We start from the raw sequence: 20,978 nt of genomic DNA, 5'->3' as shown, positions 1-20,978 counted from the left end.
CACTGAACCTGATCCGTAAAACGATCAGGCGCGGGCGCTGAACATGGCACATCAGATGCGCCAGCTTTTTCGCGTTTTCTTCCAATGCGGCCAGGTTACCCGCGCCGTCAGTTTCCGCCCAACAACCGGCGCAAGGCGCGGGCCGCCTCGGCCTCCAATGCCTCTTGCACCCGGCGCTTGGCGGCAGCCTCCAGATCTTCGCCTTCCTGCTGCTGAATACCCAACTCTTTTTCCAGCTTGGCTTTGATCCGCGCCTGTTCCGCATCGGCTTTTTCTTGCAGCAATGCCTTTTCATCCGCCAAATTCTGATCGAGAAAGGATTTCATATCCAGTCGGAACCGTGGCTGCGCCCAAGGCCCTGTGATCAGCAAAGGTACGGTCACGCCGCCGCTGCCATCGGCCTTGGTCAGGGCCGATGCGACCACCCGGTAATCGAGATCGCGCGCGCCAATCCCCACGCGCCCCGCCCCGGTCGCGCTGACATAGGGCGCGCCCAATTGCAGGTCATCATTGCGCAACACGCCATCCTTCAGGGTAAAGGTTCCGGTGATGGCATCGAAAATCGTTTTTTGACCGTCACCAACATAGCCCAGATCAAGGGTCCGCAGCATCCCCAGCAGATCAAGCCCCCGCAACTCTCCCCTGCCAAAGTGCAAGCTGCCCGCACCTGACAGCGACGTCATGATCGCGGCCATAGTGTTGCCCACGCCCAGAAACCTGACGATGATATCACCCGTGCCGATCAGGCGATCAAAGCTGGCAACGTCCTGCAACAAAGGCTGCATCGCCACGCCGCTGATCTTCAGATCACCGCCAACCGAAAGCCCACCCCGCCCGTTGATCACGAAATTTCCAGCCACAGTGCCGCCATAGGCCCGCAATTCCCGCGATTCAATAACCAGCCGCGCCCTTTCAAGCGACAGCAACAGCCGCGTCCGCCCCAGCCGCGCGCCGCCCAAGTCTACGCTATCCGCCGACAGGGTCACCCCCGCATCCATCACGGCAAGCCCGCTTACGTCAATCGGGGCGCGTGACCATCCGGCCACGGGGGCCGCGCCCTGGCTGGCAGCCCCCCCAGCCCCAGAAGGGGTCGCAGGCCCCCCCGCCAGGGCTGCAAGGTTCAAGGCCCCCGCCGCAATCTTTGCCGTAAGAAGGGGGCGCGCGCCGCCGAATGTCAGGTCCATATCCCCTGCAAGGCGGTTGCTATCCAACGTGATGGTCGCGCCGCGCAGATGTATCGAACCGGACTGTGTCAGGGTGATTTGCCCTGCCACCTGCCGCGTTGCCGCCCCCAGCCCTTGCGGCAACGCGGGCACCGCTTGCCCGGTCAGCGCCGCAACCGCGGCAAGATCTGCCAGATCGGCGGTTAGCGCGCCTTCGGCCACCAAAGGCGCCGTGCCCAGTCGGCCATCAAACCTGAACGATGATCCACCGATCACTGCGGCCAAGGCAAGATCGCTGATCCGCCCCGCAACGAAGGCATCAAACTGCGCCACTTGCCCGTCCAACTGCAGCTTTACGCCCGCATTGACTGCCGACAGGCTCAGCACCGCCGGGCCGGTAAAATCGGACATGCGCGCCTCTGCGGCGATGTTGCGCAGGGTGACGCGCCGGCCTGTCGCGTGATCCAGAAAGAGAACCGTTCCGTCCTTTATCATCCCATAATCCAGGGTGATCTGGCGGGCGCGCACATCAGGGCCTGCCGCTGCGGCGTTTCCTTGCGGTTCCGGGCCTGCCCCGACCGCAAGTTCCCAATTTCCAACGCCATCTTTGCGACGTTCAAGGATGATCGTGGGCTGGATCGCCTCAATTTTTGTGATCTTCAGATCGCCGCCGAACAGGGACGCCATGTCCACCCCGATCGCCAGCCCTTGCGCCTCCAGCATCGGCCCTTCGCGCGCCCAGTCTGCATTGGAAATCGTGACCCTCCCGGTCTTGACCCCCAGCACTGGCCAGATGGTCGGGCTGGCATCGCCCTCGATTGTCAGGCTCCGCCCGGTTGCCTTGTAAAACTGCGCTGCAGCCACCTCGGCCACCTGCCGCGAGGGGATCAAAAGCACCACCCCCAGCATCACCACCGCCAGCATGATCAAACCCGAGACTATCCGCACAACCCAACGCATGAACGCACCTCCACCCTATGCCCAGAACATGCCGCCGCGGCGCGACACAGCCAACCGTAACAACCCCTTGCGCCAAATGGTACTTTTTCTGTTCAAACCGGGATGCATAATCAGACCGCCCCGGCAGCACCGTGATCCGCACACGCGATTACCGCAACCGGGCCGGTCAAGAACCGCCGCGTCAAGGGTTTTTGTCAGGCAAGCGCGGCTGGCCCCCAGTATGCAGCGGCATTTTGAGGCAAACGCATGATGTTGCACTGTCGCCACAGCCAGCCGAAAGTGCAACATAGGGAACCGCCCGGCTTTGCCTCGCCTTTGCTTTCCATAGCGTTTCGCCTTTGGCCTGGTGCAAGGCCCATCACATAACACATTGATTTTTTTGATTTCAGGCCGCGACGGGCAAGGCAGGTTCAAGGCTAAACGCTTGGCCCCCCCTTGCCGCTGCCGGTCATGCCTGCCGACCCACCTTGTCGGCTTTACCCAAACCCAAAAGGGGCGGCCAAGGGCCGCCCGCTTTCATCTTGGTCCAAATGCCTGGCTTCTGCCCTCAGCCGCCGCGCACAGCCTCGATCATCCGCGACACATTGTCGGGGTCGGCATCGGGTGTGATGCCATGCCCAAGGTTGAAAATATGGGGCCCACCCGAAAACGCCTTCACAATCCGGCGCGTCTCATCCACCAGCGCTTGCCCGCCTGTGACCATGTGATGTGAGGCAAGGTTGCCTTGCACACAGCCATCCACCTGCACATGCTTTGCCGCCCATTCCGGCGTCACCGAATTGTCCAGCGCCACGCAATCCGCGCCGGTCGCACGCGCAAAGCCGATATAGCCGTCGCCCGCCTCACGCGGGAAGGCGATGATCGGCAGGTTGGGGTGGCGGGCTTTCAGTTCCGCAATGATCCGTTTGGTGGGCAACACCGCGAAATCGACGAAATCCTGCCCCTTCAGGCTGCCCGCCCAGCTGTCGAACAGCTTCACAACCTCGGCCCCGGCCTGCACCTGCGCATCAAGATATTCAATCGTGCCGTCGGTGATCCGGTCAATCAGCGCCACAAAGGCCGCGCGCTCGGTGTCTTTCATCTTATGCGCCGGGGCCTGATCGGGGGTGCCGCGCCCAGCCGTCATATAGGTTGCCACCGTCCAGGGCGCACCGGCAAAGCCGATCAGCGTTGTCTCGGGCGGCAATTCGCGGGCCAGAATCTTTACCGTCTCATAAATCGGCGACAGGGTTTCGTGAATATCCGCCGTGGGCCGCAGCGCCGTAACCCCCGCCATATCACCGATGGTTGACAGCCGCGGGCCTTCGCCCGTCACAAACCACAAATCGGCGCCCAGCGCCTGCGGCAGCAGCAAAATATCGGCAAACAGAATCGCAGCATCAAAGCCAAAGCGGCGGATCGGTTGCAACGTCACCTCGGCTGCCAGCTCGGGGTTATAGCACAGCTTCAAGAAATCGCCGGCCTGCTCGCGCGTGGCGCGATATTCGGGCAGATAGCGCCCGGCCTGACGCATCATCCAGATGGGGGGCGTGGGCAGGGCTTCGCCGCGCAAGGCACGCAGAATGGTTTTATCAGACATCGGGTTCTCCATTTCAACTTGCCCCCTGCCTTCCAAGATAGGCCGCACTTGTCAATATGACACATCATCCCCCGTTGTCAGTCAATCGCGGTGGCGCTAAGACAGAGCCATGAAAAACGTAGCCCCCTCCCCCGCCCAACCCTTGCGTATTGGCACCCGTGGCTCTGTGCTTGCCCTTTGGCAGGCGCATGAGGTGCGGCGCAGCCTGATGGTCGCGCATGATTTGCCCGAAACCGCCTTTGAGATTGTGGTGATCAAGGTCACTGGTGACCAGATTCAGGACCGCGCGCTGAAAGATATCGGCGGCAAGGGCCTGTTCACGCGCGAGATCGAAGAGGCGCTGCTTGATGGTTCCATCGACATCGCCGTCCATTCGATGAAAGACATGCCGACCCAGCAGCCCCCCGGCTTGGTGCTTGATTGCTATTTGCCCCGCGAAGACGTGCGCGATTCCTTCGTCTCGCATCAATTCAACTCAATCTCGGACTTGCCTGCGGGTTCGGTTGTCGGGTCAAGCAGCCTGCGGCGGCGTTCGCAGCTTGCCCTGCGGCGGCCTGATCTGAAACTGGTCGAGTTTCGCGGCAACGTGCAAACCCGAATGAAAAAGCTGGAAGACGGCGTTGCGGTAGCGACCTTTCTGGCGATGGCCGGGCTCAACCGTCTTGGCATGGCGCATGTGGCAAAATCCGCGATCGAGCCCGAGGAAATGCTGCCCGCCGTGGCCCAGGGCGCGATTGGCGTGGAACGGCGCGACGGTGATGCGATTGTGATTGCCTTGCTGGCGGCAATTCATTGCACCCCCACCGGGCAGCGCGTCACCGCCGAGCGCGCATTTCTGGCCGAACTTGACGGCTCTTGCGAAACCCCGATTGCATCACTTGCCCTGCTGAATGGCGGAGAGCTGTGGCTGCGCGGCGAGGTGCTGCGCCCCGATGGAACGGAATCGCTGGCCGATGATATTCGCGGCCCGATTGCCGATGGCCCGGATATGGGCCGCACGCTGGCACAACGCTTGCTGGGCCGTGCGCCAAAGGGCTTCTTTGACTGGCATTGACGCCCCGCTGAAGGCCGCGATTGAAGCGGCCTTGGCCGGGCCATACCAGCGCATCATGCCCCTGGAGTTGCCGGATGGCCGCAGGGTTTGGCTGAAGCGGGCCGAACGTCTGACAGGCCGGATGCGGTTGCAAAAGGGCAGCGGTGCCAAAGCCTTTGCGCGCGAATATGCGGGCCTGCACCTGCTGGGCAGCCTTGGCCTGCCCGCAGCGCCGATACTGGCGGCCGGGCCGGATTGGTTTGTCACCCCCGATCTGGGGCCAACCCTGCGCAGCCTGATGTGGCAGGCGCAGGGTGATCTGCCCCCGGTGTTTGCCGCCGCGGGCACCGCGCTTGCGCGGCTGCATCTGGCAAGCTTTCGCCATGGCCGCCCTGCAATCCGTGATTTCTGCTGGAATGGGCAGGCCGTGCATTTCATTGATCTGGAACGGTTCTCCCCGATCAAATCCGACCCGCGCGGCTTGGCGATTGACCTGCTGATCTTTGTGCACAGCCTTGTGGTCGATGGCGACAAGGCCGCCACTGGCAGCGCCGCAGCTTTGCAAGCCGCCGCCATTGCTGCCTACCGCGCCGATGCGCCGGGCATCTGGGCGCAGGCGCAAACCACAGCGGCATGGTTGCGCTGGTTGCCCGCAATTGCCCGGCTGAATCCGCGGTCGCGCGAATGGCAGGCGCTGGCCCCCACCTTGGCGCTGTTCAGGCCAGATCAGGGATAACCTTGCCGGGGTTCATGCGGTTGTCAGGGTCCAGCGCGGCCTTGACGCTGCGCATCACCGCCAGCGCCACCGGGTCTTTGCGCCGCGCCATAGAGGGGCGTTTGGACAACCCGACCCCGTGTTCCGCCGAAAAGCTGCCGCGCAGGGCCTGCACTTCGTCCTCGACCGCCTCAACCACGCGGTCATGAAGCGCCGGGTCATCGCTGCTGGGGAATACAGAGTAATGCACATTGCCATCGCCCAGATGGGCGACGCACATATCTTCGGCCCCGGCATCCAAGGCAGGCAAACGCGCCGCCATGCGTTGCAAGAACACATCCACCTTATCCAGCGGCACCGCGATATCGGTATCAATCGCGGGCTTGCGGGCAAAGGTTACCTCAGCCGCCAGTTCCCGGCGCTCCCACATTGCGCGGCGCTGCGCCTCATTCTGGGCGATCTCGGCGTCCAGCACCATGCCTGTCTCCATCATTCCGGCCAGCACCTCTTGCAAAAGCAGGGTCACCGGCACCTCGCCCGCGTCATTGGGGGTGGCATCACGCGGGGCAGTGGCGCCCAGTTCAACCAGAATGTTCACGGCTTGGCGGGGCGCAAACGGCTGGCGAATATCGGGCCGCGCCTCTGCCAGCCTTCGCATATAGCTTTCGGGCATATATTCAAACGCCTCTACCGCGCCGCCTGTTGCCTCGCGCAAGGTGTTCAGCAACACCAGCGCATCAGGCAAAGACCGCGCCGCCAGCGTGGCGGTTGCATAGGCCTTGGGGCGCGGCACCAGTTTCATCACCGCCGCCGTGATGATGCCCAGCGTGCCTTCGGCCCCGATGAACAGATTGCGCAGGTCATAGCCCGAATTGTCCTTGTGCAGTTCCGACATCAGGTTCAACACCCGCCCATCGGCCAAGACCACCTCCAGCCCCAGACAGAGCGCACGGGTAGAGCCATAGCGCAAAACATTGGACCCACCAGCGTTCGTCGATAGAACCCCGCCGATCATCGCCGACCCGCGCGCGCCAAACCACAGCGGAAAGTACAGCCCTTCGGCCTCGGCCGCGGCATGCAAGCGATCCAGGATCACGCCCGCCTCCACCACTGCAATCCGCGCCTCGGGGCGAATTTCGCGAATACGGTTCATCCGTTCAACCGAAATCATCAACCCGCCGCGCGTCATCGCCCCACCGACAAGCCCGGTGCGCCCCGAAACAGGCACCACGGGCACGCCATGTCTGGCGGCAAGCCGAAGACAAGCCGCAACCTCATCCGTATTGGCCGGGCGCACCACAGCCACAGGGTCGGCGGTATAGTCGCCGGTCCAGTCGCCGGTATGACCGGCGCGGTCTGCCCCCGTCAGCACATGCGCGGCCCCCAGGGCCTCTGTCAGGTCTGCGATCAAATTCATGCGGCGGCTCCTCTTGGCTTTCGCACCTTTGTTGCGCAACGCCCGTGCCAGCGCAAGCAGATCAGGGCTTGATCTGCGCCAGCAGCGTCAGCACTTTCGGCCCCATCGCCTCAACAATCCGTGCCACCCCTTCGCGGTTGGGGTGGATGCCGTCGGGCTGCATGAATGCCGGGTCAAGCGCACCTTCCGCCGTTGCAATCGGTGCGAAATAAACGGGCAGCAGCAGCGCCCCGTATTGGGCCGCAAGATCGGGGTAAATCGCATCAAACTCGGTCTTGTAATCTGCCCCGAAATTGCCGGGGGCCTGCATGCCGACCAGCAACACGGGCAAGCCCTTGGCCTGCGCCGCGTCCATGATCAGCGTCAGATTGGCGCGCGCCTGCGCCGGCGCCAGCCCCCGCAGCATGTCGTTGCCGCCAAGATTGACGATCAGCGCATCCGCGCCCGATGCCAGCGACCATTCCAGCCGCGCCGCGCCGCCCGCCGTGGTATCGCCCGAAACCCCTGCATTCACCACCTCGGCCTGCCTGCCCTGCGTGGCAAGCCAGGCGGTCAGTTGCGGCACAAACCCATCTTCACGCGGCAGGCCGTAGCCCGCCGTCAAACTGTCACCCAGCGCCAGAACGCGGGGCAAATCGGCGGCCATTGCGGCCCCCGGACCGATGGTTCCGACGGAAATCCCAAAAACAACCGTATAAACAATGTTGCGGATTCCCCGCGCAGCCCCATATCCATGGGTAAGGCAAGACCGAAGGGCAGATTTCATGACGACACCTATTCTGGCGCTGAACGACGCAGCGCTTACGCTTGCGGGCAATGCAGGCCCCGTAACCATTTTGCGCGGCATTACGCTCAAGGTCCAGCGCGGTGAGACTTTGGGGCTGGTTGGGCCATCGGGGTCGGGCAAATCGTCACTCCTCATGATCATGGGCGGGCTGGAACGGGCCACATCGGGCAGCGTGCAGGCCCTTGGCCATGACCTGACGGGCATGGATGAAGACCAGCTTGCGCGGTTTCGCAGGGATCATATGGGGGTGGTGTTCCAATCTTTCCACCTTATTCCCACAATGACCGCCTTGGAAAACGTGGCCTTGCCGCTGGAACTGGGCGGTGTGCAGGATGCCTTTGCCCGCGCGCAGGCGGAATTGGAAACCGTTGGCCTTGGTACGCGGATGGCTCATTACCCCAGCCAGCTTTCGGGCGGCGAGCAGCAGCGCGTGGCCCTTGCCCGCGCCGCGGCCCCCCGCCCTGCGATCTTGCTGGCAGATGAACCCACCGGCAATCTGGATGGCAAGAACGGCGAGGCAATCATGGACCTGCTGTTTGGTCTGCGCGACAAACATGATGCGACCCTGATCATGGTCACCCACGCCCCCGAGCTGGCGGCGCGCTGTTCGCGCATCATCCGGCTGAAGGACGGCATGATTGATACCGAGGCGCAAGAGATTGGCGCACAAGAGATCGGCACGCCAAAGGTTTCCGCCAAAGCAGGTGCAGCATGAGCCTTAAACTTGCCGCCAAACTGGCCCGGCGCGAATTGCGCGGCGGCTTGCGCGGGTTTCGCATATTCCTTGCCTGTCTTGCGCTTGGCGTCGCTGCCATTGCCGCCGTCGGCATGGTGCGGGCGGCGATAGAGGGCGGGCTGGCCGAACAAGGTGCAGCGCTGCTGGGCGGTGACGCACAGATGGAATTCACCTATCGCAAAGCCACAGCAGATGAGCGCGCCTTCATGGACGCCATGGCGGTTGCCACGTCCGAGGTGATTGATTTTCGCTCCATGGCCGTGGTCGGCGATGACCGCGCGCTGACGCAGGTAAAGGCGGTCGACAGTGCCTATCCTTTGGTCGGCGCGGTGGAGCTTGACCCCGAAATCCCGCTGGCCGCAGCCTTGGCCCCCCAAAACGACCTGCCCGGCGCGGTAATGGACCGGGTGTTGGTAGACCGCTTGGGCCTTGCCCTTGGCGACAGTTTCAAGATGGGCACCCAGACATTTCGGCTGACAGCCGTTTTGGTCAAGGAGCCCGACAGCGCCACCGGCGGTTTCGGGCTTGGCCCGCGCACGATTGTCCTGACCGAAAGCCTTGGCAGTTCCGGCCTTATCGGTCCCGGCAGCTTGTTTGAAATCGCAATATCGCCTGTTGTTGCCCCCCGATACCGACCTTGCGACCGCCAAGACAAGCGCCGAAGCTGCCTTTCGTGACAAGGGCCTGCGCTGGTCCGACAGCCGCCGTGCAACCCCCGGCGTGGCACGGTTTGTCGAACGCATCGGCTCGTTTCTGGTGCTGGTCGGGTTGGCTGGCCTTGCCGTCGGCGGTGTGGGGGTTTCTGCCGCAGTTCGCGCCTATCTTGAGGGCAAGATTGCCACCATCGCCACGCTTAAAACCCTTGGGGCAAGCGGGCGGATGATCTTTTAAACCTATCTTCTGCAAATCGGTGCCTTGACCGTTCTGGGCGTCACCCTTGGCCTGATCCTGGGCGCAGGGGCCCCGCTCGCGCTGTCGCCCCTTATCAAGGCCTCGCTGCCCTTCCCCGTCGCCTTTGGGCTTTACCCCGCACCATTGCTGGAGGCCGCGTTTTACGGCGTGATCACCGCGCTGTTGTTCACGCTTTGGCCGCTGGCACGGGTGCAAAATGTGCGGGCTGCGGTGCTTTATCGTGGCGGTGCTGGCAAAGTGGCATGGCCGAACTGGGTGCATTGGCTGGCGCTGATCGTGCTGGTCGCCCTGCTGATCGGCGGCGCTGCATGGCTTTCGGGCCTTGCGTTTCTGGCGCTGTGGTCGGCGGCGGGCATCGTCGCCGCGCTCGGTATCCTTTGGCTCACCGCAATCGGGCTGCGTTTTGGCGCCCGCGCGCTTGCGCGTTCCGGCCTTGCCCGTGGCCGCGTCGGCCTGCGTGCCGCGCTGGCCGCGATTGGCGGCCCAAGGGATGAGGCGGCTTCGGTCATCCTCTCGCTTGGCCTTGGGCTGACGGTGCTGGCCGCCGTGGGGCAGATTGACGCCAACCTGCGCGCCGCGATTGACCGCGATTTGCCCGCTATCGCGCCCTCATATTTCTTTGTCGATATCCAGAATGATCAGATTGATGGCTTTTTGGCCCGCACCACCAAAGACCCCGGTGTGACCCGCGTCGAAAGCGCGCCAATGCTGCGCGGCGTGGTCACCCAGATCAACGGGGTTGATGCACGGCAGGTGGCGGGCGAACATTGGGTGGTGCGCGGCGATCGCGGCGTGACCTATGCCGCCACCCTGCCCCAAGGCAGTGAATTGACCGGCGGCACCTTCTGGCCGGCCGATTACACCGGCCCGCCCCAGCTTTCCTTTGCGCAGGCCGAGGCCGATGAAATCGGGCTGAAGCTGGGTGATAAGGTCACAATCAACATCCTTGGCCGCGATATCGAGGCGACGATCACCAGCTTTCGCGCAGTCGATTTTTCGACCGGCGGCATGGGCTTTGTGATGATGCTGAACCCGGCGGCGGTGGCAGGCGCGCCCCATACCCATATTGCCACGGTCTACGCCGATGAAGCATCCGAGGCGCGGCTTTTGCGCGATGTCGCGGGGGCCTACCCCAACATCACCGCCGTGCGCGTGCGTGATGCGATCAACCGGGTGTCTGATGCCCTGACCGCCATCGCCACGGCAACTGCCTGGGCGGCAGGGGCAACCTTGCTGACCGGCTTTGTGGTGCTGATCGGGGCAGCGGCGGCCGGTGAACGCTCGCGCATCTATGAGGCGGCGATTTTGAAAACCCTGGGCGCAAGCCGCGCGCAGATCATGGGCAGTTTTGCCTTGCGCGCGGGCCTGACCGGGGCTGCGGCGGGCGTGGTGGCGATTGCTGCGGGTGGCCTTGCCGCCTGGGCCGTGATGCATTTTGTGATGGATACCGCCTTTGTGTTTGAACCCGTCTCGGCGCTCGCCATTGTGATCGGCGGGGTGCTGGCCACGTTGCTGGCGGGGTTGGCCTTTGTCTGGCGGCCCTTGGCGGCGCGGCCTGCGCAGGTTTTGCGCGGGCAAGAATGAATGTGGGGGGTGCCAATGCCCCCCGCGCTGCGCTATAACCGGGCCAAAGAAAGCGGAGTTTGCCCATGGATATGCGTAGCATCTTAGAGCGTCTGATCGGTTTTGAAACGGTCAGCCATATGACCAACGTGCCACTGATGCGCTATGTTGAAGGGCTGCTGGCCGAAGCCGGCATAGCCAGCACGCTGATTTTTGATGACACCGGCGAGAAGGCCAATCTTTACGCGCAGGTTGGCCCGCGCGATGTGCCAGGGGTAATTTTATCCGGCCATGTCGATGTCGTCCCGGTTGAAGGGCAGGACTGGACGCGGCCTGCGTTCAAGCTGACGCAAGAGGGCAGCCGGTTTTACGGGCGCGGCACCACCGATATGAAGGGCTTTGACGCCTGCGCCATTGCCCTCATGTTGCAAGCCGCCAAGCGTGATCTGAAAGTGCCGCTGATCCTTGCGCTAAGCCATGATGAGGAAATCGGCTGTCGCGGTGTCGGTTCGATGATTGAGGCGATGGCCGAATGGCCCGTGCCGCCGCGCCTGTGCATTGTGGGCGAGCCGACCAATATGGAGGCAGCTATTGGCCATAAGGGCAAGGTGGCCCTGCGGGTCAGTTGCACCGGCCAAGGCGGGCATTCGTCAAACGCGCCGCATGCGCTGAATGCGATCCATCTGGCAATGGATTTCGGCGCGGCGGTGCGCAGCTTGCAAGAACAGGTGGCGGCGGGCGGCCCGTTTGATGCCGATTATGACGTGCCCTATTCAACGCTGCATCTGGGCAAGATCAACGGCGGGGTGCAGGTGAATATCGTCGCCCAATCTTGCGTGATTGATATGGAAATCCGCACACTTGCGAATGATGACCCCGCGCTGCTTATCGCAAAGCTGGAGGCGGCCGCCGAGGCAATCGTGGCCCCGCTGCGCGGCACATTCCCCGAGGCTGCGATAGAGATTGAACGGCTGTGGGCATATCCCGGCCTTGGCACTGCCCCCGATGCCGATGTGGTCAGCTTTGTCAAAGGGCTTACCGGCGGCAACACCCATCTGAAAGTGGCTTACGGCACTGAAGGCGGCATGTATGCACAGCGGCTTGGGCTGCCCACCGTGATTTGTGGGCCGGGTGCGATGGCGCAGGGTCATACCCCGGATGAGTTTGTGGAAATCGCGCAACTGGAACGCTGTGAAGCCATGCTGGCGGCGTTGCTGGCGCGGTGTGAAGCCGGGTTTTAGCCGATTTCAACGGGGCGTCTGGCCGATGCCGGATCGCAATTCGGGCCGGTATGAAATCCGGGCCTTGCCCACGCCAGCGGCATGGGTGCGGGCAATCCGACGCAGCGGTGCAGAACGTGGCTTTTCGCCTGCGCTGCATTGCGCTATGGCTTTGGCATGGCATTGACCCTTACCTCCCTTTCCCAACTGGCCACGCTTGGCGTTGACGACATAATTGATGTTCGCAGCCCTGCCGAATTTGCCGAAGATCATATTCCCGGTGCGATAAACCTGCCCGTTCTGGGGGATGCAGAACGGGCCAAGGTGGGTACGATTTACAAGCAAGACAGCCCGTTTCGTGCCCGAAAAACGGGCGCGGCGCTTGTGGCGGCCAATGCAGCGCGGCACTTGCAGGGGCCATTGGCCGATAAGCCGGGCGGGTGGCAGGCTTTGATCTATTGCTGGCGTGGGGGCCAGCGCTCAGGCTCGTTCGCGTCAATCCTGAGCCAGGTTGGCTGGCGGGTTGATCTGGTGGCAGGCGGCTATAAGGCCTATCGCTCTCTGGTCGTTGCGGCGCTTTATGATGCGCCTTTCCCCTGCCCCGTGGTTCTGCTGGGGGGCAACACCGGAACGGCGAAAACCGCGCTTTTGCACCGGCTGGCGGCGCGCGATGTGCAGGTGCTGGATCTTGAGGGCTTGGCGCATCATCGCGGCAGCCTGTTTGGCGCGATGCCGGGGGGGCAGCCAAGCCAAAAGGCGTTCGACTCTGCTTTGGCGCAAGCGATCAGCCGCCTGGACCCGGCCCGTGTCGTGGTGGTCGAGGCCGAAAGTTCAAAGGTGGGCAATTGCCGCCTGCCGCCGGGGCTGTGGAAGGCAATGACCGCAGCCCCACGGCTGGAGGTGGTCGCGCCGGTGGCTGCCCGCGCGCGCTATCTGGTCACGGCCTATGCCGACCTGGTCAACGACAGCGCCCGGCTTGCCGCGGTAATAGACCGGCTGCGCGGCACCCATTCAACCGAGCAGGTAGCTGCATGGCAAGCCATGGCCAGAGAGTGCGCGTTCGAGGCGCTGGCGGCCAGCCTGATGGCCCAGCACTACGACCCGCGCTATGCCCGCCACCGCGCCCGGCTAGAGCATGGGGTGGAGGGCGTTGTGACCGACAGTCTGGACGCGGCGGCGCTGGAACGGCTGGCAGATCGGTTGGCGGAACGGCTTTCTACCGGCCTGTGACGGGCCGCTTTACGCGGCCCAACCTTGCCACAGCCGCCACTAGAGTTTGCTTTTCGCAAACGGTCACCAGCAGAGTTTGCCTTTCGCAAACAGCCGGTTCAACCCTAATCCCGCACCCCGGCAAAGCGTTGCTGCCACTCGGCCCGCTCATCATCGGTGATCTTGCGGAACAAGACCTCTGGCACGTCAAACGCATGGCCGACGGGCAATGCGCCCAGCGCATTGCGCATATCGGTTGGCCAAGACCAATCCTCTGACCTCATGTCAGCCATCATCGACGCGGCGGCAGCAGGGATGAAAGGCTGCGAAATCACCGCGTAAATCCGGATCAGGTTAAGCGCGAGGCGGATCTGGGCGGCGGCCTGTGCCGGGTCGGTTTTCACCACGCTCCAGGGCGCGCTCGCTTGCAGGTATTCATTGCCCGCCACCCAAAGGCTGCGCAGTTCAATCGCGGCTTTGCGAACCTCCATCGCTTCCATATAGCTTTCATAGGCGCGCAGACGGGTTTGCAGCTCTGTGATCAGCGTCTCCTCAGCCGCGCCCCAAGTGCCACCTTCCGGCACCGCCTCGCTGAATTTCGAACGGCAGAATTTGGTGACCCGGCTCACCAGATTTCCCAGCACATCGGCCAGATCCTTGTTCACCGACTGCTGAAAATTCTCCCATGTGAATTCGGCATCCGAGGATTCCGGGGCGTGAACTCAGCAGCCACCAGCGCCAGTAATCGGCGGGCAAAAGCGACAGCGCCTGATCCATGAACACCCCACGCCCGCGTGAGGTGGAAAACTGGCCGCCATCATAATTCAGATAGTTGAACGACTTGATATAATCGACCAGCTTCCACGGCTCGGCCGAACCCAATATCGTGGCGGGAAAGCTAAGCGTATGAAACGGCACGTTATCCTTGCCCATGAATTGGGTATAGGTCACATCATCCGCGCCCTTGTCGGTGCGCCACCAGCGTTCCCAGTCGCCGCCCGTGGCCGCCGCCCATTCCTGCCCGCAGGCGATATATTCGATCGGGGCATCGAACCAGACATAGAAAACCTTGCCCTCCATCCCCGTCCAGGGGGCGCCGTCAAACTGCGCCGGCACGCCCCAGGTCAAATCGCGGGTGATGCCCCGGTCTTGCAGCCCATCGCCGTCATTCAACCATTTTTTCGCAATCGAGGTCGTCAGGATCGGCCAGTCATGCTTGCTTTCGATCCACTCTGACAACGCGCCTTTCATTTCCGATTGGCGCAGATACAGGTGCTTGGTTTCGCGCAGTTCCAATTCGGTTGACCCCGAAACAGTCGAGCGCGGGTTGATCAGATCGACAGGGTCTAGCTGCTTGGTGCAATTGTCGCATTGGTCGCCGCGCGCCGATTCAAAGCCGCAGTTCGGGCAAGTGCCTTCAATATAACGGTCGGGCAAGAAACGGCCATCGGCAACGGAATACATCTGCTTTTCGGTCACTTCGCGGATCAGATCCTGCTCGGCCAGGCGCTTGGCAAAATGTTGCGTCAACACCCGGTTTTGCGGGCTGGAGGAGCGGCCGAAATGGTCAAATGACAGATGGAACCCCTGCGCAATTCCGGCCTGTACGGCATACATCTCGGCGCAATAATCGGCCACCGGCTTGCCCGTCTTGGCAGCGGCAAGTTCGGCGGGTGTGCCGTGTTCATCGGTAGCACACAGAAACAGCACCTCATGCCCCCGCGCGCGCAAATAGCGGGCGTAAAGATCGGCGGGCAATTGGCTGCCCACCAGATTGCCCAGATGTTTGATCCCGTTGATGTAGGGAATCGCGGAGGTGATAAGATGTCTGGCCATAGGGGCGCCCTTTTCGGATTGGTCCGGGGCTCATTTACCCCATGCCCGCGCCAAGGGCCAGAGTTAAGGGCCAGAGTTAGGGGCCAGTGTTAGGGGCGAGGTGTGAAAGACCACGGCAACAAGATCATCCGGGGCCATTGCCACCTTGCGCTGGGCACCATGCCCGCCATGGGTTCGACTTGACCAATGCACCGCCGGTTCATAATAGCAAACATCATTCGCCAAGGAAGCCCAGTGTGATCAGAAAGCCCAGCACAATGCCCGACCTTACCAAGGGCCTTCGCGATATTCTGCCCCTTGCGTTTGGCGCAGCCCTTTACGGGCTTGCTTTTGGCCTGCTGGCTGCCCAGGCCGGGATGAGCAGCTTGCAAACCGGGCTGATGGGCGGGTTGGTCTTCTCGGGGTCGGCGCAATTCATCGCGGTCGAACGGCTTGCCGCCGGCGCAGGGGCGATAACCGCGCTGATTGCCGGTATCGCGCTGAACCTGCGTATTTTGCTGATGACCGCCTCGCTGCGGGATGTGCTGGCGCACCGCCCGCTGTGGCAAAAGATCCTTGGGGTACATCTGACCACCGATGAAAGCTGGGCGCTGCTTCACGCCACCCGCGCCAAGGGCGGGCAGGCGAGCTATTGGTATCTGGTGGGCGCAGGCCTGGGGATGTGGGTGTTCTGGCTGATCTCTACCCTTGCCGGGGTCAGCTTTGCGGCCGCTTTGCCCGAGCCGCGTGCGCTGGGGATAGACTTTGCCTTTACTGCCGCGTTCATCGCCATCTTGCGCGGGATGTGGGCGGGCAGGCGCGACTTGTTGCCGTGGGGCATCAGTGCCGCAACCGTTGCCGGCCTTAACACGCTGACACCGTTAGAGCCGTCCTGGGCGCTGGTTGTCGGCGGTATTCTGGGGGCGATGGTCGCTGCAATCGGGGGCAAACATGCCTGAGCCGCTGCCTTTCACCGCCGTTATCGCAGCGCTTGCCGCCGCCAACCTGATAATCCGCCTGGGCGGTTACTATCTTGGCGCCGCCCTGCCCCAAACCGGGCCATGGGCACGCGGGCTGAAGGCGCTGCCCGGCACGCTGATCACCGCCCTTGTCACCCTGCAACTGATGCAAGGGGGGCCGAATGAATGGGCGGCGGGGGCCGTTGCCCTGGGCGTTGCAATTATCAGTCGCAGCCTGCCGCTGACCATGCTTGCCGGTATTCTTGCCATTTATACCCTGCGCATCTGGGCCTGAAGCAGGTCGCATTGCGCCTTGCGCAGCGGGCCCTTGCGCCCCTGCGTCGGGCGCTGCACCCATCCGGCGGGTGTGGCACCTTGGCCCATTCTTGTCTTGCCCCCCTACGTCTTCATACACTAGGCTAAGTCAGATGATTTTCAGCTATTGTTTTCAAGGACGGCCCACATGGCACCCAAACACCTTGTTTCTGTCCTGCTGGTTTCGGGCATTGCGCTTGCTGCGGTATCAGGCTGGCCCCAGATCAAGGAAAACCCGCTGCCTGCCCTGGTCCCCCAGGCCGCTGCCCAGACGCCCCCCCTTGCCCCGATTACCGAGGCGCAGATCACAGAGCAGCTGCGCGCCCGGCTGGAACGGGTAAAATCCGCGATGGCCAAGGCCGAAACCCCGCAAATGCAGGCGGCCTTGATACGTGAATTTGACTTTGTGTCTCGTGTTTTGGCGACCCCTGCGGCGGGCGCAAAACAGGCAACCGAAGATCGCAGCTTGCTGACCGAAGTCATGGGCGCGTTTGCGCTGCCGCCCCCCGAAGGGGCTGAGGATGCCGCCGCCGCCCTGGCCGCTGGCAATATTGCCAGAGTCAGCCCCCGCCTTCAGCGCCATCCGGGCGCAAGCCGAGGCCGATATTCGCCGGGCCGCGATGGCAGCCTTCGCGCTGGGGCGCATAGCGATGGCGCAGGGGGATATTGCCAACGCGTCAGGCTTTTTTCGCCGGGCCGCAGACCTTGACGCCCGCTACGCCTATGTAAAGGCGGCGCAAGCGACAGCGCTGCAGCTTGGCAATACCGAGGCGGCCTTGGCGCTGTCAAACCCGGTTTTGCAAACCGCGCTGACCGAGTTTGGCGAGATCAGCGCCGAACGCGCCGAGGCGCTGGCGCAGGTTGCACAGGTCTTGTTGATCGCGCAAAAACCTGCCGATGCTGAAAAACTGCTGCGCGAGGCCCTGGCTGTTGGCGAAAAGGCCACGGGCGGCAAGGATGAAGCACAGGCGCAGCGGTTGAACAATCTGGCGGCAGTGCTGCGCTCTGCCGGATATGCCGAGGCGGCCGAACCTTTTTACCGTCAGGCGATCGCGATTGACCGCGACGCACCAGACGGGGTCTACCCGGAAACCGCGACGCGGCTTGCCAATCTGGCTGAATTGCTGGTGGCGACAGGGCGCGCCGCCGAGGCCGAAGGGCTGTACGAGTCGGCAATAAAGGCCACCCGTCAGGCCCAGGGCCCGACCAACCCCGAGCTTGCCCTGCGCATCGCAGCCTTGGCGGATCTGCGCCGTGGTCTTGGCAAGACTGAAGAGGCGCTGCCGCTGTATCTGGAGGCGGTTGAGGTAAGCCGCGTATCGCTGACCCCCGAACATCCGGAATTTCGGGCGCGCCTTGACCGGATTGCAGGCGCGCTGCGCAGCATTGGCAAAGACCCCGAGGCCGAGCGGCTGTACCGCGAGTTGATAGAGCTGACCCAAGGCGCACTGGGCAAAGACAGCGCCGATTATGCCCGCGCCTTGAACAACCTGGCGCAGCTTTTGGCCAGCGGTGATCGCAAACCCGAGGCTGAGGGCCTGTTTCGCGAGGCGCTGGCGGTGCTGACCAAAGCACAAGGGGCCGAGAGTGCGGATGCCAAGCAGGTTGCCGCCAATTTGGGGGCGATGATCGCCAAGCAACCCTGAAACTTGCCGAGCCTTCTTGTCGCACCCGCGGGCGCGGCATCGGGGCGCGGGCCGGACCCGTTTGCAAACCTTGACTTGTCGGGACTTGCAGCGCATATCTGACTAGAACCGTCGGAGATAGAAAATGTTTATTCAGACCGAATCCACGCCGAACCCCGCCACGCTGAAATTCTTGCCGGGCCAGGCGGTATTGGACATGGGAACCGCTGATTTCCCGAATATCGAGGCGGCAGCCAAATCGCCGCTGGCCAAGCGCATCTTTGCGGTGGGTGATGTGGCGGGGGTGTTCTTTGGCAATGATTTTGTGACCGTCACCAAATCTGACGGCGCAGAATGGGACCATATAAAGCCCGCAATCCTGGGCGCGATCATGGAACATTACCAATCGGGCGCTGCCGTGATCGAGGGCGAACAGGCCGCTTCGGGCCATGCTGAACATACCGGCGAACATGGTGATATTGTTGCACAAATCAAAGAGTTGCTGGATACGCGCGTGCGCCCTGCAGTCGCGCAGGATGGCGGCGACATTACCTTTCACGGCTTTGATCGCGGCGTGGTTTACCTGCATATGCAAGGCGCTTGTGCCGGTTGCCCCTCGTCTACGCTGACGCTGAAAATGGGGATTGAGAACCTGCTGCGGCACTACATCCCCGAGGTGCTGGAGGTTCGGCCTGTTGCCGTCTGACAAACCCCTGCTGGCCTTTGACACGTCGGCCGCGCATTGCGCGGCCGCTTTGCTGTTGCAAGGTGACATCATCGCCGAAACGCGTGAGGAAATGGCCAAAGGTCAGGCCGAACGGCTGATGCCGATGATCGAGGCCATGCTTGCCGGCGCGGGCTATCATTGGCGGGATCTGGGCGCGCTTGCTGTGGGCGTCGGGCCGGGGAATTTTACCGGCATTCGAATTTCAGTCGCGGCGGCGCGCGGATTGGCGCTTGGGCTTGGCGTGCCGGCGGTTGGTGTGACCGGGCTGGAAGCCTTGGCATTTTGCGGCAGTGCTGTTGGCTTGGGGCAGATGCGCGCGGCAACACCTGCGGCGCGCAATGCCTTGTATGTGCAAGATTTTAATGCCGACATCGCGCTATCTGCCGTGTCTGAGGCCCGCCCGGATGATCCGGATTTCTGGCCCGGAACCGACTGCGCCTTGCTCGGTGATTGGCCCGAAACAGCGGCGGATCAAACCCGTTGCATCCTGCGCCCGGATGCGATGGCGCGGCTGCGCGCCCTGGCACATATCGGCGCAAAACGCGCCCACACAGGCGCGCCCCTGCCCGCCCCCTTTTATTTGCGCGCACCAGATGCGGCCCCGCCCAGCGATCCGCCCCCGGTCATCTTGGACGAGGACGGGCCGTGACCCCTGCGGCGCTCGCCGCCCTGCATGCCCGCGTGTTCACCACGCCCCGGCCTTGGTCAGCGGCTGAATTTGCAGCGCTTATGGGCGGGCCGGGTGTGTATGTCCTGGGCGATCCGCTCGGTTTTGTGATGGGCCGGGCGATTGCCGGAGAGGCCGAGGTTTTGACGCTTGCCGTAGCCCCCGAAGCCCGCCGCCAGGGTGTAGCGCGCGGATTGATGGCGCGTTTCGAAAATAACGCGCTTGAAAAACACGCCGAAACTGCATTTCTGGAGGTTGCCGAAGACAACAGCGCGGCCATTCACCTCTATCTTTCCTTGGGGTATACCGAGGCTGGGCGTCGGCGCGGGTATTTTGCGCCGCCACAGGACCCACGACAGGGCCCGCGCCGGGATGCCATCGTAATGACCAAAGCGCTTGTCAAGACCGGCTAACCGCCAAAGCCGCGCCGTGATCTTGACCAAATGGCCGAAACTCCGGCAAAGTTTGTCAAATATCTATTGACCCTTACCGCCAAACCCGCCCTAAATTGCACACGCCCCACGCCCCCCCCCCGACGGGGGATTCTTGCGGTGGCAAAAACAAATCGGGAGACTGCATAATGAGCCTCATGAAACACTTCTTCGCTGCGACGGCGATGATCGCGCTGACCGCTGGCATGGCCGCGGCCGACCCTGCGCTGATCTTTGACCTTGGCGGCAAGTTCGACAAATCCTTCAACGAATCCGCCTATGAAGGTGCGCAGCGTTGGGCCAAAGAAACCGGTGGCTCGTATAAAGAGCTGGAAATCCAGTCCGAAGCACAGCGCGAACAGGCAGTCCGTCGCCTTGCGGAAAGTGGCGCGAATCCGATTATCGTGATGTCCTTCTCTAATATCGAGACGCTGAACATCGTCGCCCCGGATTTTCCTGATACAAAGTTTGTGTTGATTGACGGCGTTGTTGATCAGCCCAACGTCCGCTCGATCGTGTTTGCCGAACATGAAGGGTCCTATCTTGTCGGGATGCTGGCTGCGATGTCCAGCAAATCGGGCACTGTGGGCTTTATCGGCGGCATGGACATCCCGCTGATCCGTCAGTTTGGCTGCGGCTATGCGCAGGGCGTGAAGGCGGTATCGCCAGATGCAACCGTTTTGACCAACATGACCGGCAGCACCGGCGCGGCCTGGAATGACCCGGTAAAGGGCGGCGAATTGGCGAAATCACAGATCAGCCAGGGCGCAGACGTGATCTTTGCTGCGGCTGGCGGCACCGGCCTTGGCGTGTTGCAGGCGGCAGCGGATGGCGGCATTTTGTCGATCGGCGTTGACAGCAACCAGAACTATCTGCACCCCGGCAAGGTTCTGACCTCGATGCTCAAGCGTGTGGATAACGCGGTGTATGAGTCGTTCAAGGCGGGCGAAGCGCTGGAACCGGGTATGGTGAACATGAACCTTACGCTGGAAGGCGTCGGTTATGCCGTGGATGAGAACAACAAAGACCTGATCACCGATGAGATGAAGGCCAAGGTTGACGCCGCCGCTGCCAAGATCGCATCGGGTGAATTGCAAATCCACGACTATCACTCGGACAACACCTGTCCTGCCGTTACATTCTAA

General features: G+C 62.6%; 17 protein-coding genes and 2 pseudogenes. 14 read left to right on the top strand and 5 right to left on the bottom strand.

What is annotated here, in order from left to right:
- Positions 1 to 107: 107 nt before the first annotated feature.
- Positions 108 to 2,123 carry an AsmA family protein gene (locus tag VDP61_RS04465; RefSeq protein ID WP_323005747.1) on the bottom strand — a complete coding sequence of 672 codons (2,016 nt, stop codon included), beginning with the start codon at positions 2,121 to 2,123 and terminating at the stop codon, positions 108 to 110.
- Positions 2,124 to 2,670: 547 nt separating this feature from the next.
- Entirely contained in the window at positions 2,671 to 3,702 is a 1,032-nt protein-coding gene (gene hemE, locus VDP61_RS04460; RefSeq protein WP_323005746.1) for a uroporphyrinogen decarboxylase, read from the bottom strand.
- Between the two features lie 109 nt (positions 3,703 to 3,811).
- Here hemE and hemC point away from each other — a divergent pair, with 109 nt between their 5' ends.
- Both hemC and VDP61_RS04450 read left to right on the top strand, forming a co-directional pair.
- On the top strand, positions 3,812 to 4,756 hold the full coding sequence (gene hemC / locus VDP61_RS04455; RefSeq protein WP_323005745.1) for a hydroxymethylbilane synthase: 945 nt from the start codon (positions 3,812 to 3,814) through the stop codon (positions 4,754 to 4,756).
- Positions 4,743 to 5,471 (top strand): hypothetical protein, encoded by a 729-nt coding sequence (locus VDP61_RS04450; protein ID WP_323005744.1) that lies wholly within the window; start codon positions 4,743 to 4,745, stop codon positions 5,469 to 5,471. Before hemC ends, VDP61_RS04450 begins: the two co-directional genes overlap by 14 nt.
- On the opposite strand, the gene VDP61_RS04445 is transcribed toward VDP61_RS04450, so the two are convergent.
- On the bottom strand, positions 5,452 to 6,867 hold the full coding sequence (locus tag VDP61_RS04445) for an FAD-binding oxidoreductase (protein ID WP_323005743.1): 1,416 nt from the start codon (positions 6,865 to 6,867) through the stop codon (positions 5,452 to 5,454). The two genes, VDP61_RS04450 and VDP61_RS04445, sit on opposite strands and share 20 nt — an antisense overlap.
- A gap of 61 nt (positions 6,868 to 6,928) precedes the next feature.
- Positions 6,929 to 7,633, bottom strand: coding sequence for an arylesterase (locus VDP61_RS04440; RefSeq protein WP_323005742.1), 705 nt, complete (start codon positions 7,631 to 7,633; stop codon positions 6,929 to 6,931).
- Here VDP61_RS04440 and VDP61_RS04435 point away from each other — a divergent pair.
- The 4 genes and pseudogenes from VDP61_RS04435 (at position 7,632) to mnmH (ending at position 13,315) form a co-directional block, all read left to right on the top strand.
- On the top strand, positions 7,632 to 8,369 hold the full coding sequence (locus VDP61_RS04435) for an ABC transporter ATP-binding protein (RefSeq protein ID WP_323005741.1): 738 nt from the start codon (positions 7,632 to 7,634) through the stop codon (positions 8,367 to 8,369). The two genes, VDP61_RS04440 and VDP61_RS04435, sit on opposite strands and share 2 nt — an antisense overlap.
- A pseudogene (locus tag VDP61_RS04430) lies at positions 8,366 to 10,886 on the top strand (ABC transporter permease). Before VDP61_RS04435 ends, VDP61_RS04430 begins: the two are co-directional and overlap by 4 nt.
- Before the next feature lie 65 nt (positions 10,887 to 10,951).
- A complete protein-coding gene (argE, locus tag VDP61_RS04425; protein WP_323005740.1) occupies positions 10,952 to 12,106 on the top strand; it encodes an acetylornithine deacetylase in 1,155 nt (384 codons plus the stop codon).
- Between the two features lie 156 nt (positions 12,107 to 12,262).
- Positions 12,263 to 13,315: a tRNA 2-selenouridine(34) synthase MnmH gene (gene mnmH / locus VDP61_RS04420; protein ID WP_323005739.1), complete on the top strand. Its 1,053-nt coding sequence runs from the start codon at positions 12,263 to 12,265 to the stop codon at positions 13,313 to 13,315.
- Between the two features lie 104 nt (positions 13,316 to 13,419).
- Here mnmH and metG read toward each other — a convergent pair.
- Positions 13,420 to 15,130: pseudogene (gene metG / locus VDP61_RS04415) on the bottom strand (methionine--tRNA ligase).
- 257 nt (positions 15,131 to 15,387) lie between these two features.
- On the opposite strand from metG, the gene VDP61_RS04410 reads away from it, so the two are divergent.
- The 8 genes from VDP61_RS04410 to VDP61_RS04375 all read left to right on the top strand — a co-directional run bounded on the left by VDP61_RS04410 (position 15,388) and on the right by VDP61_RS04375 (position 20,978).
- Positions 15,388 to 16,068 (top strand): AzlC family ABC transporter permease, encoded by a 681-nt coding sequence (locus VDP61_RS04410; RefSeq protein ID WP_323005738.1) that lies wholly within the window; start codon positions 15,388 to 15,390, stop codon positions 16,066 to 16,068.
- Entirely contained in the window at positions 16,061 to 16,363 is a 303-nt protein-coding gene (locus tag VDP61_RS04405; protein ID WP_323005737.1) for an AzlD family protein, read from the top strand. Before VDP61_RS04410 ends, VDP61_RS04405 begins: the two co-directional genes overlap by 8 nt.
- A gap of 168 nt (positions 16,364 to 16,531) precedes the next feature.
- The gene (locus VDP61_RS04400; RefSeq protein ID WP_323005736.1) at positions 16,532 to 17,092 is read left to right on the top strand and encodes a hypothetical protein; all 561 of its coding nucleotides are present in this window, start codon (positions 16,532 to 16,534) and stop codon (positions 17,090 to 17,092) included.
- The gene (locus VDP61_RS04395; RefSeq protein ID WP_323005735.1) at positions 17,034 to 18,029 is read left to right on the top strand and encodes a tetratricopeptide repeat protein; all 996 of its coding nucleotides are present in this window, start codon (positions 17,034 to 17,036) and stop codon (positions 18,027 to 18,029) included. The genes VDP61_RS04400 and VDP61_RS04395 overlap by 59 nt, the downstream gene beginning before the upstream one ends.
- A 124-nt stretch (positions 18,030 to 18,153) precedes the next feature.
- Positions 18,154 to 18,714 carry a NifU family protein gene (locus tag VDP61_RS04390; protein WP_323005734.1) on the top strand — a complete coding sequence of 187 codons (561 nt, stop codon included), beginning with the start codon at positions 18,154 to 18,156 and terminating at the stop codon, positions 18,712 to 18,714.
- Positions 18,704 to 19,384, top strand: coding sequence for a tRNA (adenosine(37)-N6)-threonylcarbamoyltransferase complex dimerization subunit type 1 TsaB (gene tsaB, locus VDP61_RS04385; RefSeq protein ID WP_323005733.1), 681 nt, complete (start codon positions 18,704 to 18,706; stop codon positions 19,382 to 19,384). The genes VDP61_RS04390 and tsaB overlap by 11 nt, the downstream gene beginning before the upstream one ends.
- Complete coding sequence (locus tag VDP61_RS04380; RefSeq protein ID WP_323005732.1) at positions 19,381 to 19,815, top strand: N-acetyltransferase; 435 nt, start codon at positions 19,381 to 19,383, stop codon at positions 19,813 to 19,815. Before tsaB ends, VDP61_RS04380 begins: the two co-directional genes overlap by 4 nt.
- Before the next feature lie 167 nt (positions 19,816 to 19,982).
- Positions 19,983 to 20,978 carry a BMP family ABC transporter substrate-binding protein gene (locus VDP61_RS04375; protein WP_323005731.1) on the top strand — a complete coding sequence of 332 codons (996 nt, stop codon included), beginning with the start codon at positions 19,983 to 19,985 and terminating at the stop codon, positions 20,976 to 20,978.

It is taken from the genome of Pseudorhodobacter sp. (genome assembly GCF_034675685.1).
In the GTDB taxonomy this organism is placed as follows: domain Bacteria; phylum Pseudomonadota; class Alphaproteobacteria; order Rhodobacterales; family Rhodobacteraceae; genus Pseudorhodobacter.
The sequence above is the reverse complement of the archived record's forward strand: the minus strand, read 5'-3'. Positions and strand labels throughout refer to the sequence as shown.

Coding starts and splice junctions, on each gene's coding strand:
- VDP61_RS04465 (WP_323005747.1), bottom strand. CDS start 2,123: ATGCGTTGGGTTGTGCGGATAGTCTCGGGTTTGATCATGCTGGCGGTG.
- hemE (WP_323005746.1), bottom strand. CDS start 3,702: ATGTCTGATAAAACCATTCTGCGTGCCTTGCGCGGCGAAGCCCTGCCC.
- hemC (WP_323005745.1), top strand. CDS start 3,812: ATGAAAAACGTAGCCCCCTCCCCCGCCCAACCCTTGCGTATTGGCACC.
- VDP61_RS04445 (WP_323005743.1), bottom strand. CDS start 6,867: ATGAATTTGATCGCAGACCTGACAGAGGCCCTGGGGGCCGCGCATGTG.
- VDP61_RS04435 (WP_323005741.1), top strand. CDS start 7,632: ATGACGACACCTATTCTGGCGCTGAACGACGCAGCGCTTACGCTTGCG.
- VDP61_RS04440 (WP_323005742.1), bottom strand. CDS start 7,633: ATGAAATCTGCCCTTCGGTCTTGCCTTACCCATGGATATGGGGCTGCG.
- argE (WP_323005740.1), top strand. CDS start 10,952: ATGGATATGCGTAGCATCTTAGAGCGTCTGATCGGTTTTGAAACGGTC.
- mnmH (WP_323005739.1), top strand. CDS start 12,263: ATGGCATTGACCCTTACCTCCCTTTCCCAACTGGCCACGCTTGGCGTT.
- VDP61_RS04410 (WP_323005738.1), top strand. CDS start 15,388: ATGCCCGACCTTACCAAGGGCCTTCGCGATATTCTGCCCCTTGCGTTT.
- VDP61_RS04405 (WP_323005737.1), top strand. CDS start 16,061: ATGCCTGAGCCGCTGCCTTTCACCGCCGTTATCGCAGCGCTTGCCGCC.
- VDP61_RS04400 (WP_323005736.1), top strand. CDS start 16,532: ATGGCACCCAAACACCTTGTTTCTGTCCTGCTGGTTTCGGGCATTGCG.
- VDP61_RS04395 (WP_323005735.1), top strand. CDS start 17,034: ATGGCGCAGGGGGATATTGCCAACGCGTCAGGCTTTTTTCGCCGGGCC.
- VDP61_RS04390 (WP_323005734.1), top strand. CDS start 18,154: ATGTTTATTCAGACCGAATCCACGCCGAACCCCGCCACGCTGAAATTC.
- VDP61_RS04375 (WP_323005731.1), top strand. CDS start 19,983: ATGAGCCTCATGAAACACTTCTTCGCTGCGACGGCGATGATCGCGCTG.